At 59.3% G+C, this 13,040-nt stretch carries 11 protein-coding genes; 9 read left to right on the plus strand and 2 right to left on the minus strand.

From position 1 onward, the window contains the following. Positions 1 to 140: 140 nt before the first annotated feature. Positions 141 to 1,049, plus strand: coding sequence for a hydrogen peroxide-inducible genes activator (locus tag D4A92_RS09275; protein WP_203019460.1), 909 nt, complete (start codon positions 141 to 143; stop codon positions 1,047 to 1,049). Here the strand turns inward: D4A92_RS09275 and D4A92_RS09280 are convergent. Next, positions 1,036 to 1,998 (minus strand): helix-turn-helix domain-containing protein, encoded by a 963-nt coding sequence (locus tag D4A92_RS09280; protein WP_203019462.1) that lies wholly within the window; start codon positions 1,996 to 1,998, stop codon positions 1,036 to 1,038. The two genes, D4A92_RS09275 and D4A92_RS09280, sit on opposite strands and share 14 nt — an antisense overlap. A gap of 46 nt (positions 1,999 to 2,044) precedes the next feature. Between D4A92_RS09280 and D4A92_RS09285 the strand changes: the two genes are divergently transcribed. The 7 genes from D4A92_RS09285 (at position 2,045) to D4A92_RS09315 (ending at position 10,673) form a co-directional block, all read left to right on the plus strand. Beyond that, complete coding sequence (locus D4A92_RS09285) at positions 2,045 to 3,256, plus strand: serine hydrolase domain-containing protein (protein WP_203019464.1); 1,212 nt, start codon at positions 2,045 to 2,047, stop codon at positions 3,254 to 3,256. Positions 3,257 to 3,485: 229 nt separating this feature from the next. Next, the gene (locus tag D4A92_RS09290) at positions 3,486 to 3,701 is read left to right on the plus strand and encodes a hypothetical protein (protein WP_203019466.1); all 216 of its coding nucleotides are present in this window, start codon (positions 3,486 to 3,488) and stop codon (positions 3,699 to 3,701) included. Positions 3,702 to 3,779: 78 nt separating this feature from the next. Then, entirely contained in the window at positions 3,780 to 4,148 is a 369-nt protein-coding gene (locus D4A92_RS09295) for a hypothetical protein (protein WP_203019468.1), read from the plus strand. Positions 4,149 to 4,539: 391 nt separating this feature from the next. Further along, positions 4,540 to 8,052, plus strand: a complete 3,513-nt coding sequence (locus tag D4A92_RS09300) for a hypothetical protein (RefSeq protein ID WP_246754053.1) — start codon at positions 4,540 to 4,542, stop codon at positions 8,050 to 8,052. A 62-nt stretch (positions 8,053 to 8,114) separates the two neighbouring features. Further along, positions 8,115 to 8,627, plus strand: coding sequence for a hypothetical protein (locus tag D4A92_RS09305; protein ID WP_203019469.1), 513 nt, complete (start codon positions 8,115 to 8,117; stop codon positions 8,625 to 8,627). A 164-nt stretch (positions 8,628 to 8,791) separates the two neighbouring features. Further along, on the plus strand, positions 8,792 to 9,391 hold the full coding sequence (locus tag D4A92_RS09310; protein ID WP_203019470.1) for a hypothetical protein: 600 nt from the start codon (positions 8,792 to 8,794) through the stop codon (positions 9,389 to 9,391). After that, on the plus strand, positions 9,375 to 10,673 hold the full coding sequence (locus tag D4A92_RS09315) for a hypothetical protein (protein WP_203019471.1): 1,299 nt from the start codon (positions 9,375 to 9,377) through the stop codon (positions 10,671 to 10,673). The genes D4A92_RS09310 and D4A92_RS09315 overlap by 17 nt, the downstream gene beginning before the upstream one ends. Before the next feature lie 685 nt (positions 10,674 to 11,358). Here the strand turns inward: D4A92_RS09315 and D4A92_RS09320 are convergent. After that, positions 11,359 to 12,506, minus strand: a protein-coding gene (locus D4A92_RS09320) for an IS3 family transposase (protein WP_203016721.1) whose coding sequence is annotated in 2 segments (ribosomal slippage) — positions 11,359 to 12,260 and positions 12,260 to 12,506 — 1,149 coding nt in all. Because the reading frame shifts where the segments join, the coding sequence is not laid out codon by codon here. 130 nt (positions 12,507 to 12,636) lie between these two features. Between D4A92_RS09320 and D4A92_RS09325 the strand changes: the two genes are divergently transcribed. After that, positions 12,637 to 12,942 (plus strand): hypothetical protein, encoded by a 306-nt coding sequence (locus D4A92_RS09325; RefSeq protein ID WP_203019472.1) that lies wholly within the window; start codon positions 12,637 to 12,639, stop codon positions 12,940 to 12,942. Positions 12,943 to 13,040 lie beyond the last annotated feature (98 nt).

Below are 13,040 nucleotides of genomic sequence, written 5' to 3' on the forward strand. Positions count from 1 at the left end.
GTTGTCCGCTTGTTCCCTTTGGAGACAAGCTGGAGAACCGCACTATTCAGGTGGCTCCCCGACAACTTCTGGAATTGTTCTAGCAAAGCGGAACGATTAATGTAAGTTGGAAAATATGATCAGTTCCATAGGATTATGTTATGATCAACTTCACCCTTCGACAGCTGCGTTATTTCGAGGCGCTGGCCCGTCATGGCCATTTCGGGCGCGCGGCCGAAGCCTGTTCGATCTCCCAGCCTGCCTTGTCGGTGCAGATCAAGGAGCTCGAAGAAGCCCTCGGCGCGGAACTCTTCGAGCGCGCTGCGCGCCAGCTGCGCCTCTCGGCCTTCGGGGAGGAGTTCCTGGTCAGGGTGCGCGATATCCTGCGGTCGGTGGATGAACTGGGTGATCTTGCCCGTGCCCACCGCCGACAACTGGTCGGGCGCCTGCGCATCGGTGTCATCCCGACGGTCGCTCCCTATTTGCTGCCCGGCATGATCTCGGCGCTGACCCGCGAGAATGCCGATCTCGACATCCATGTCCGCGAAACCGTAACGCCGAAACTCTTGCAGGAACTGGCGGAAGGCCGCCTGGATACCGCGATCGTCGCCTTGCCGGTCTCCGAGCCATCGCTCACCGAGATGCCGCTGTTTGAGGAGAACTTCGTGCTCGTCCGCCCGAGGGAAGACGCCGACAAGCCCGTCCCAAGCCGCGACATGCTACGTGAAATGCGCTTGCTGCTTCTGGAAGAGGGGCATTGCTTTCGCGAACAGGCGCTTTCCTTCTGCGACATGGGTTCGGTGCGTCCGCGCGAGATCCTGGATGGCAGTTCGCTCTCGACGCTGGTCCAGATGGTCGGCGCCGGGATCGGTGTCACGCTGATCCCCGAAATCGCCATGCCCGTGGAAACACGCTCCGCCGATGTTTCCATCGCCCGCTTCGAGGACCCGCAGCCTTCGAGAAGAATCGGAATGGTCTGGCGCAAGACGAGCCCGATCGCCAAGCAATTGACGGGAGTCTCCGACGTGGTTCGCACGGCCGCTGCCGATTTCGGCGTCAGCTTGCCTTGAGCGTTTCCCGCGGGTGGCGGCCGAAGAAGGCTGCATAGTCACCGGAGAAGCGCCCGAGGTGAAAGAAGCCCCAGCGCGTGGCAGCCCGGGTCACGGTCAGGCCGCGAGACCGCGCTCTGAGATCACGATGAACGCCGTTCAACCGCGCCATCCGATACCATCGATCAGGGGCCTGTCCGAAGGCGGCGAATGTTGCTGCCGCAACCTCGCTCTGCTCAAAGGACCAGCGTTCGCAGAGCGCTCCGAAGGTCTCGGGGATATCGTCCTCCTCAAGGAGCGCGCGCTCCAGTTGGCTGACAAGATCGATCGCCGCAGACCGACTGATCTTCTGGCTTGGCGCCGGTGCAAAGGCCCCGGCACAGCTTGAAAGGCGCATGAGGAGAACTTCCTCCAGCGCAGCTGCGGCTGATCCGTCGAGTCCACCACCAGTTCGCGCCTGACCGAGGAGGCAAAGAAGCCAGTCGCGCAGAAATTCATCCTCGGGCCGCAGCCGTCTCGACTGGATGACGGATTCTTTCGTATCGAGAGCGAGCAATGCGGCTGGCATTTCCACATGTAGGAGTTCGCTGCCACTGCCGGGCGCAACGAGCAAATGGGTCAGTCCTTGCCGCATGGCGATGACGGCGTCCGTCTCACACCGGCCATCGACGCGCCAACCTCCTTCGGATCGGAGCGGGAAGAACAGCGACACACGCCCTCCGGGGCTGATCGTTTCCTGTCCGATCGGAAGATTGATGCGGTCGCGCGTGATCGTGACCTGTCCGATCGACAGCGTTTCCGAGAGCGCCGCATAGCGACCCCGCCCCAACTGCTTGCTGGCGATCTGCCATCCTCCGACGGCGCCGGCCTGCTCGGTCACGTCGGCGAACTCCTGGCTCCGATAGGACCACGCAGCTCCTGCCCAATAATTGAGCGTATCCCCTGGATGGACCTGGATAGAGTGCCCCATGCGCTTCACCTATTTTGTATGTCTTGCGAACAAAGGAGGAGTTCTCATGAAATCGAAACTAGCCTGTTCTGTCGGCCTCGCGCTGTCAATCTCAACAACAGCCATTGCTGCTGAACCGTCGCGCTGGGAGACGCCGACGATGATCAACGGTCGAGCCGCCATGCTCATGCCGGAACTGAACTACCTGACTTTCCAGCACATGGATCAGCTTTTCGCCACGCGGCCTGTGGCAGCAGGGGAGACCAAGAGAGAATTGCCGCGTGAGGAGCGTGACATCGGCAACAGCTTCGTCTTCGAAGGCAAGGAGCAGGGGCTCGATGCCTTCCTCGAAGAGACCGCGACAAACGCGCTGCTGGTCATCAAGGATGGGAAGATCGTCAAGGAGATCTACCGCAACACCAGCGGTGAGCAGACCCGCTTCATGTCCTTTTCCATGGCCAAGTCCATGCTGGCGACCATGATCGGCATCGCGATTTCCGAAGGCAAAATCAAGAGCGTCGATGACAAGGTCGTCGATTACCTGCCCGACTGGAAGGGCACGGCTTATGCGGATGTCACGATCCTCAATCTTCTCCGCATGCGCTCCGGGATAGACTGGAAGGAGATCTACGAGTTCGGCAGCGAGACCCAGCTCACCAAGGTCCATGACAACTCGCTGGTCGGATACAAGTATCGCTGGTGCGACTATGCGCGAAATGAGTCCAAGCCGCTGAACGAACAGGGAAGCACCTTCAACTACTCGACCCTTGATACGTCCGTTCTTGGCTGCGTTCTGGAGGCCGCGACCGGCATGAAAGGGGCGGACTACATGAGCGAAAAGATCTGGAAACCGGCTGGCATGGAAGCCCCAGCATTCTACGTGCTCGATGGTTCGGAAGCGGTTGGTCGCGAATTCTATGGTGCCGGCTTCAATGCCACCCTTCGCGATTACGGTCGCTTTGGCCTGATGATGCTGGAAAACGGCAAGGTCGGGGAAACGCAGGTCGTCCCGCAAGACTGGGTCGAAGCCTCGACCGTTGCCCCCGCCGATTCCGCCGTGGTCGATCCTGAGGTTGGTTATGGTTATGGCTACCAGTGGTGGACGATCAGCGGCTCAGACGCCTATTCCGCCGTCGGCCTCTACAACCAGTACACCTATGTCGATCGGTCGACCAACGTGGTGATCGTGAAGCTCGCAGCCCCCGCGAGTCCGCTCGGCTACGAGCGCGAGAATCTGGATTTCTTCAAGCGCATCACAGAAACGCTCGCGAAGAACTAGTCAAAGCCGACGCACCAACAACGCCATCAGCCCGGTCGTCGCCATCAATCGGCGGCCGGGAGCGATTGAAAGAAATACAGAAATCCAAGGGGATGGAATGGTGCTGCTAGAGAGATTTGAAGCCTCAAAGCAGGTGCCAAAAACCCCGGATTTCCGGGCTTCTTGAGAAGGCACTTGTAGCTGTAGCTTGTAGTTCTTGCAACACCCTCAAACGAACCGGAGACAATCCATGACCAACACCACCGGCCCCTTCGACGCCATCGCTCCCACCCAGACCGTCGCTGAAACTGTGACCATGCTGAAGAACCCCCACGCCGCCATCGGATGGGCACTGGAGCATCTCCCGCACCAACTCAATGAGTTCTTCACCGAGTACAAGGATGACGCCGACGAGTACCAGTGGTCCGTCAACATGACCCAGTGGGTGGAGCATTGCCGCTCCTAATCATCGTTCCGGAAGTCATCGCTTTAGGGACTGGCCTAGTGCCGGTCCCATCATGCCTTTTCATCTAGGGAGACGCCTTTGTCCGACCACCGAGCCCTCCGCGCATACTTTGAAGCTGGCCAGTACATGGCCTCCCTATCCTCCACGCTGGAACTCCCGGTATCCATCTTCGTGACCTTCATGGGAGCAGCCATGTGGGCCGACCGTAGGGACCACGTTGACGGCCCGATGCCCCTGGAGGAACTTGCAGCCCGCACAGGAAGGACACCCTCAAGCATCTCCGGCCACCTTCGCTACCTGGGGGACCGGTACCGTGATGGGAAGCCAGGCTTTGGACTGGTGAAGACCTACGAGCACCCGACAAATGGACGCATGAAGACCTTCCAGCTTACTCCCAAAGGGGAAGCCGTGGCGGAGCACTTGCGGTACCTTCACGGCAGGGACTGAGAGGATGACGGGGCAATAGGCGTGTACTTGAAAGGCGTTCAACTCGCGGCAGAAATCTAATAGGCGCGTACTTGAAAGAGGGATGCCTTGATCCGCCCGCCGTGCCCCGAGAAAGCTCGATGTCGCGGGCTGGAGTCCGAGCCTCAAATCTAATCTCCACGTACTTGAACAGGCCGCGCCTGATCGGCTGCTATGGGAAATTCCCTCCCATTCGAAGAAGCCTATTCAAAATCCGTCATTTCTCTCAGCCGCTATGGGCTAATAAGCGTCCACTTGAACAGGCGTTAGACCGCCTCTGACAATCTCATCACCAATCACCACCTAGCCGTGCCGCCATTCACTGGCCCGCGAAGGCTTCACCACATCCCGACATCACATCAAGGAGAAGACAATGGCAGGTCCACCGACCTCTCAGCCAAACGGCGCAACGCGCCCTCAGCCCACATCCGCCACCGTGAACGAGGACCTCCTCCTCCAGGCTCTCCAGGAAGCCGACGCGGAACTACCTGACGTCGAGCAGGGGGAGCCCTCGTCCCAGGTCCAGGAGCCACCTCCGCAGCACCAGGGTCCCACCTCGATCATCGGGAAAGGGATCAACGCATGGAAGTCAGTAGGGGCCGGGATGGTCAATGCCGCCTTCGAGACTAAGGACTTTGTCTTTGGGGAGCCCGAGCAGGAAGACAAGTCCGAGTTCCGCCAGTTGGCCGAGAAGCGCTTTGCCGAACTCAAGGGCGAGAGTGTCGTCAACTCCGCAGCCTTCAGCATCTCGCAGATGGTGACTGGCCTCCTTGGTGCCGGGAAGATCATGAAGCCCGTCAAGGCCCTCCAGAAGGTCCGTCAGGGCAGCACGGCAGGAAAGATCGGCTATGAAGTGGGCCGGGGTGCCCTGGCTTCCACCGTCGTCCTCGATCCCCATGAGGAGCGTCTCTCTGACCTCATCGAGGAGTTCCCCGCGCTCCAGAACCCGGTGACCGACTACCTGTCATCTGACCCTAAGGACTCCACCGCCGAGGGCCGCTTCAAAAACGCCATTGAGTCCATCGGCCTGGACTTCGCCCTGGTAGGTGCCGTGAAGGCCATCAAGCTTCTGAAGGCTGGCAAGCAGGACGAGGCCCTCAAGGAAATCAAGAAGCTGGAGACCAAAGAGACCACCGACGCAGCCCGCCTGACCGAGGAGCCGGGAGTCCAACGACAAGCCGCCTCAGAGACACCTCCAGGCGCGGCGGAAGGCGCTCCAGCCAATCCCTCACAATCAACCGAGATCGCTCCCACGGCGGCCCCTGGAGTCAAGGAGGCAAGCCCACAACGGTACCAGCCCACCGACCTCTCCGATGATGCCTTGCGGACCATCCTGAAGGGTGCAGCGGATGAGGATGCAGCTATCCGGAAATTCGGCTCCAAGGAGGCGGCAAGCGAAGCAGGACAGGTCCTTTCACGGATATCCTCTCTCCCGTGGCAGAAGCTTCGAGGCACCGAAGAAGTCCTCTCCTTCGTCAACCGTTCCGCGAAGGTCCTGAAGACCCAGATGGACACCGCCAATGGTGGGGCCGTCATGTCGGACGCTAAGGTGTCGGAGATGGTCCAGGCCCGTGCCGAGCTATTCGGTGAAGACCCGCTCCTGGTCATGGGGAAGATCCAGGAAGCAGGAGAATCCGCACGGGGAATGGTGGCGACCATGGAGGCTTCGTACCTCGTGGCGAACCGGATGTTTCAGGAGACCTATGATGCGGCCTTCAGGCTCCGCAATGGCATCCTGGACGAATGGGGTGGAGATGCAGTCCGCGCCGAGAAGGAACTCAAGGACAGGCTGATGGCCTCCGCAGACCTCCTCGCCAATGCCCGCTCCATGTCCGCAAACAGTGGCCGTGCCTTGCGCCGGATGCGCGGACAGTTCCAGTTCAAGCCAGAGGACCTCGCGAAGGTGAGGAACCTGGACGGGGCCAAGCTGGCAGACCTCATTACCCAGACGCAGGGAGACCCCAAAAAGCTGGCACAGATGGCAAACCCGACATTCCTCAATCGGGTCCTGGACGAGGCAACCTTCAGCCTCACGAACTCCCTGCTATGGCTTTGGCCGACGCACGTCACCAACATCACTTCCTCTGTGATCATGCTGGCAGGCAGACCGACCGAGAAGCTCATCGGGTCTATGGCTCTGGGTCCGAAACAGGGTGGCGACATCATCCGACAGAGGGCTATCAAGGAGTATGCCTATACCGTTGCCTCCCTGGGTGACGCCTGGACGGCCATGAAGGACGCCTTCTTGCGTGGGGACTCAATCCTCGCTCCTCACGACACCGAGTTCTTCAGTGGTGGGGGCACGATCAGGACGGCCCAGCAGCCTCTCCCCTGGAAGTCGGTTACCTCGATTACAGACCTCGCACACAATGCATGGATCTCCGCCAACTACCGCAACATTGTAGGCCTCCCGACAAGGGCTCTCGGTGCCGTGGACGAGTTCTTCAAGACACTCCGCTATCGGGCATACGTCCAGGCGGAGGCATCGACGGCGGGGATGCAAAGGGGGCTGAGGGGTGCCGATCTTCAGCAATACATCCGGCAGAAGATGGAGGAGGCAATCGATCCGGCGACGGGGCAGGCCCTAGACCCGAAGGCACTCCAGGAGGCCCAGGTCACCACGTTCCAACAGGAACTCCTCAAGGGTACCGCAGGGGCAAGTGTCCAGCAAGCGAGAGCACAACATCCAGTGCTCACGTTCATCGTTCCGTTCGTGAAGACACCCGTCAACGTGCTCCGCTACGGGTGGAAGATGACCCCAGGCTTGAACCTCATACAGAAGGAGTTCCGTGACAGTTTCCGAGGCGTGAAGGGTGCGGAGGCGAAAGCACATGCTGTAGGTCAGATGGCCCTTGGTACTGCATTCATGGGACTTGCCGCCACTCTGTCCCTGAATGGGCGAATGACCGGAGGCGGACCCAAGGATGCAAAGCTTCAGCAGGAATTGAGGGCAACTGGCTGGCAACCTTATTCCTACGTGATCGAGAAGCCTGATGGGTCGAGAAAGTACCTCCCTATGGGGAGGCTGGACCCGGCTTCAATGTCCATGGCTATGATGGCCGATCTTGTGGAGGCTCTGCGACATGAACCCGAGAACCCTGAACTTCAGGTGGGTATCGGGGCATTGGCTCTAGCGCTGGGGAAGAACTTTAGCGACAGGACCTTTCTCCAGAATCTTCACCAAGCCCTAGAGGCCCTCAGTGACGACACTGGCGACAAGGGAGAAAAGTACCTCGCCAGCCTCGCGGGAAACACGATCCCCATGTCGTCTGCCCTGCGCGGGATGAACCCGGACCCGTATCTAAGAGAGGCACGTTCCTTCATCGACATGACGTTGAAGAACCTCCCAGGCTACTCCCAGAGGCTTCCGCCCACGCGGGATGCTTTTGGAGAGCCGGTGGCAAGGAAAATTGGCCTCAGCACCACACAATCCTCCGACGTCGTGGAAGCCGAGAATGTACGGATGATGTTGGAAACAGGCCGGGGTGTCGGCAAGCCAGACCCGAAGTTTGAGGGTGTGGATCTCCGGGACATCACCCTGGAGTCGGGCCAGAACGCCTATGACCGATTGCAGGAACTTGGCGGGGATCTGCCGCACCGAAAGCCCCTGAAGGATTATCTCGCCAAACTCATTCAGTCCCGTTTCTACCAGAACATGCCGGATGGTGACAGCGACGTTAAGGGGACCCGCCTCCACGCGATAGGCAAGCTCGTCGAACAGTACCGCATGGAGGCACGGCGGAAGCTCGTGGTGGAAAACCCCGAACTTCGAGCGCTGATCAAGGCGCGGCAGAAGGAAGCCCGTGGAGCCATCCTCAAGAACCGAGAAGCTCAGACGAAGCGTGAGCCGGGAACACAGGAGCTTATGAAGGCTCTGGGACGCTGACCGAACGAAAAAAGGGGGAGGCGGTTGCTTGCCTCCTCCTTCCCATATCCACAAGGACACCCATGAACCACTACAAGAAGATCCGGCGAAGCGTGGACCTCTCGACGCTACCGCCACAGACGCGGACATGGCTGATGGAAAAGCGGCGTCAGGAGATCGACCTGGAGCGCCGCCTGAAGACCCAGGTGCAAAGAGCCAAGTCTGAGGGACGCTGCACGGCTTTTATCATGCCGAAGCCAGGAGTGGAGACTATGTACCGCTCCGAGCCGCCGACCCCAGGCCGACTTTGCGGAGAGGAGGCTGTCCACCGAGGGTACTGCATGGGCCACTTCATCACTCACGGACTACACCTAATGGACAGGAAGGGAGGAAGGGCCGGGAGAGGCGTCACATCCAGACCGTTCGCGGCCTACCAGTTTCCATGCGGGAGACTGAGCACCATCCAGGAGGACCTCATGGCCGACCTGGAGCGACTGCCCATGAACACCTCAAGGGAGGAGTGCTGGGAGCGCCTGAACGCCGAAGATCCCTCCAACCCGCTCCCACCTTTGACCGATAGGAAGCGGTTGAACTAACCCTAGAAGGCACACCCTCTACAAGCATTAACAATGGCTTGGATACATTAGGGGTACTAGGACAACAATGCATGGGTGGTGATCTTGTTATGCAAAATTGCATCGCTCGACACATCTGATCAATGACCCTTTTCGGTCGCTCCCCTTACCTCAAGGACATCACCATGGACCACCAACGCCTACGCGAGGCGCTCGCAGAATTGAGCCCTGAAGGCAAACTCCAAGCCACCATCGCGCACTGGCATGAACCCTCCGCCAAGAAGACGCCAGGAGCCGCCACGCCTCTAGCCGCCTGTAGCTACTCCACCGCGATCCTCGTTAATGGTCGCGTCAGGTGGGTCATGTGGGGGACCGGCTATGCACCTGAAGCCATCCCGCCCACGGTCTACGGCATCGAGCGGCTCCTCTCGGTCCTCCCCAAAGGCCGACGCATCGAAGTCCACGCCCTGGGCCAACTGTACGGCTACATCAAGCGGGGAGGCATCGGGGAACACGCTCTCCGCACCGAGGGCCTCAACAAGGGTCTCAAGCCGCTCGCCATCTATCCGGCCCTCGTGTCGCTCATCGAGACCACGCCGTCCAGGTGGTCCCTATGCCCGCACAAGGTCATGCAGGAAGCTCCCGGCTTTGCCCATGCAGTCGCCTTCGCAAGGGGGAAGGCCAAGACAGCCGCCCTCAAGCACAAGGCAGACCACGCGCCCACCACGGCGGATCACCCTAAGCCGATCATCTTGGAGGAATTCGTTGATGTCTTCCCCGAATGAACTGCCTCCTGCCATCTTCCTGGACCCGTGGTTGACGGCTGAAGGGGATGGCTTGAAGGCGCTCTCCCAGACGATAGCGGAGAGGGTGGAGCGGCAAATATCGAGCAACCTGAGTCAATCAGCTAGGCGGGATGCGATTTCAAGGCGCGGGCTTGTGGTGGAGAACCTAGTGGCAAACTTGGCGATCATGCATCTGAGCCCGCACCTAGAGAACCGGGACCTTTTGGCCGTGGCGACCGCGAAGACCAAAGCGACACGTTATGACCGGGAGGACTACCCGAAGCGGCTTCTTTCCGGGGTGGTCCTTGCGATGGAGGAGCTTGGTCTCCTCATCCGCCATCCCTACGCCTTCCGGGAGCGGAGCACCACGGTAGCACCCACGCCGGACTTTGCGGCAACTATCGACCGGCAGAGGGTCAAGCTCTCCGACATCGGGAGAGCGTTAGGGGCGGAGACCATATGGCTCAATGCGCGAACCGGGGAGATCAGCTTTGCGGATCGAACTCCCCTCAAGTGTCGCATCGAGTACCAGGACACGGAGGAGACGATCCTCCTGCGGGACCAGATGGAGCGGATCAACGCCTATCTCAATCAGTCCGGCTTCAGGTTCGACGGTGAGCACCAAGGGCCAGTCTGCCTCCGCCGCATGTTCCTCCTCCGATCATTGAGCGACCCCCACAGCTTCAATCTGAGTGGTCGGCTCTTTGGCGGGTGGTGGCAGGAACTGAGGTCTGACAGGCGACACCGGATCACCATTGGCGGCGAACGCATCACGGACTTAGACTTCCAAGGAGCCTTCTGCCAACTCATGTACGTCCATCTCACGGGTAAGCCGTTCCCAGGTGACCCTTATGCAATCGAGGGCCTGGAAGACCACCGGGGAGGGGCAAAGCTCGCAATGCTCACCCTCTTATCTCGACGGGGAGACCTCAAGCGGCTTTCGCCAGAACTCAAGGCGGCGCTGCCTAGAGGCTGGACCGCAAAGCGTCTTATGGATGCCTTCACCCGTCATCATCCGGCGCTTAGAGATGCCATCGGCAAGGACTACGGGGTAGAACTGATGGCAACCGAAAGCCGGATCATGGTGGAGCTACTCTTGACCCTGAAGGCCAGAGGGATAGGCGCTATGCCACTACATGACGGGGTCCAGTGCGCGGCTTCTTCAGGAGGGCTCGTTGCAGAGGCAATGCAAGAGGTGACTGAGAGGGTGCTGAGTGTGGCGCTACCCGTCGTGGAGAAGCCGGTGGTCGGGCAGGAATGGGGATACAAGGAGGCGGCTTAGGGCGGCGGCGAATAACCGGCCACTAAAGGTATATCTACTCCAAGTCTCCCCTCTAAGTGTTGAGGTCTGGCCTGCCTCCATCATCGGCCTCTAGGCTTGGAGGAGCGCCTTGCTTTGGTGCTCAAAGTGACTGACGTCCTACCGGGTAACATCGAGTGAAGTGGAGGGAGGCGCTTGTCTCCTCTCACCATCAAACCAATCACCTGTAGCACTGCCCTCAGGCCCCGCCATGCCTCCCCCAGTTGAACCCCTCAAGTCTTGCCACTAGGCTACTTGGTGTCTCCCAGCGCGAAGGTCTGATTCCATGTCATCCCCAGGACACCCCGAATTGCAGTACAGGATCAACCTCCAGGAGGATGGCTCCGTGGTCACCCAGGATGGGGAATACCTCGGGACCTGGGACACTGATGAGAATGACCATCCCAGATTTACCCCTGATGGTCACACCGAGCCCCTCCTGTTTCATCCCTTTAGGTATAGGCTTTGCGAGATGATTGAGGAGTGGATGAAGGGTGGGGATTAACTTTCTCGCGAAAGCTGCCCGCATGGACCACCGGCCTCACATACGTTCTTGATGCCAACTGCCCCCATACCTTTTGAGAGTTGAGGTCTGATGGCCTCAGATTGGCAATCGCCGTTGTGGGCTTGGAGAGAGTGGCCTGCTGCCGGTTTTTCGGACACCGAGTTAGGCTAATCCCACTTTGTTTTCAAATTCCATAGGGCTGAGGTAGCCCAGTGTCGAATGGCGACGCTTTGGATTGTAGAAGCGCTCGATGTAATCGAACACGTCCGCCTTTGCATCGTCCCTGGTCCTGTAGACCTTGCGAGCTGTCCTTTCCGTTTTGAGTGATGAGAAGAAGCTTTCCATCGCGGCATTGTCCCAGACATTGCCGGATCGGCTCATCGAGCATGTGATGCCGTGGTCGGCCATGAGACGCTGGAACTGCTCGCTTGTGTATTGGCTACCCTGGTCCGAATGGTGGAGGAGCGCATCTGGCTTGCCTCTGCGCCAGATGGCCATGATCAACGCATCTGTAACGAGCTGGGCTGTCATATTGGTGCTCATCGACCAGCCAACAACACGTCGCGAGAACAGGTCGATGACGACGGCCACATAGAGCCAGCCCTCAGCCGTCCATAGATAGGTAAAATCGGCCACCCACTTCTGGTTCGGTCTTGCTGCCGCGAACTGTCGGTCTAGCACATTCGGCATGATGACAGGGCGCTCACCGTCGTCTTTCGGCAAGCCACGCCGTCTCGGCCTTGCTCTCAATGCATTTTCCCGCATGAGACGCTCGACGCGATGCAGGCCACAGGAGAGGCCTTCGGCGAGGAGGTCGTGCCAGACACGCCGCGCGCCATAGGTGCGGTCGCTATCCTTGAAGCTGTCCTTGATCTTGTCGAGCAGAGCCTCGTCATACCGGGCATGCTGGCTCGGAGACCGGTTTAACCAGGCATGAAAGCCGGAACGCGATACACCCAGCGCTTCGCAGAGCCATGCCACCGGCCAGATCGAACGGTGCTTTGCAATGAACGCGAACTTCATATCACGTCCTTCGCAAAGTAGGCGGCGGCCTTTTTTAAGATGTCACGCTCCGCCTTCAGCTTGGCCACTTCTTTCCGAAGCCTCTCGATCTCAAGCTGCTCAGGCTTCATCTGTCCCTGACCAGGAAACGCCTGTGCTGGGTCCGAACCATATTCCCTGACCCACTTGCGCAGGACATTCTCATGAACATCCAGATCGCGGGATGCCTGCGCAACGCCGACCCCACGCTCTCGAACCAATCTCACCGCCTCAAGCTTGTACTCGCGGCTGAACTTCCTTCGTTGCATTAATGCACTCCAGTTTCATTGGAAGCACCTTAACTCGGTGTCCAAGAAACCGGCAGCAGGCCACCTTGTCCATCCCACATTGACGGCTGCGAGTTGTGAACAAGTGTCTCCAGGCGTGGTTAGGTCTGCCATGTGGGGCCGCGATGCCAACTTCTTTCGTGACCCAGTCAGCTACCCGTTTGGCAGTGTCTTGCGCCCGATGCTTCTTGCCATCCAGGTCCGTGATGTCAGTCCCATCATCGTAGGGATGGTAGAACAGAGGGCCATCTCCTCTCGACCTAATGAAATCCAACAAGCCAAGTTCAATGAGGTGCTGATGAATGCCCACCGTCCACGCCTTGCCGCTCTTGGTACTGCCATCTTCGGGGGTGATGAGGAGGTATGGGATGCCGTCCTCTTGCTTGAGGTTCTTCCCCTGGAACTGAGTGATCTCTGATACGCGGAGCCCGGTATAGGCGAGCATCCAAGGTACCCAACGAATAGCCAACTTGTGGGGCTCCGACACGTCCTTCTCAGTACCTCTGAATGTTGCCT

Source organism: Rhizobium rosettiformans (assembly GCF_016806065.1).
Lineage (GTDB): Bacteria > Pseudomonadota > Alphaproteobacteria > Rhizobiales > Rhizobiaceae > Allorhizobium.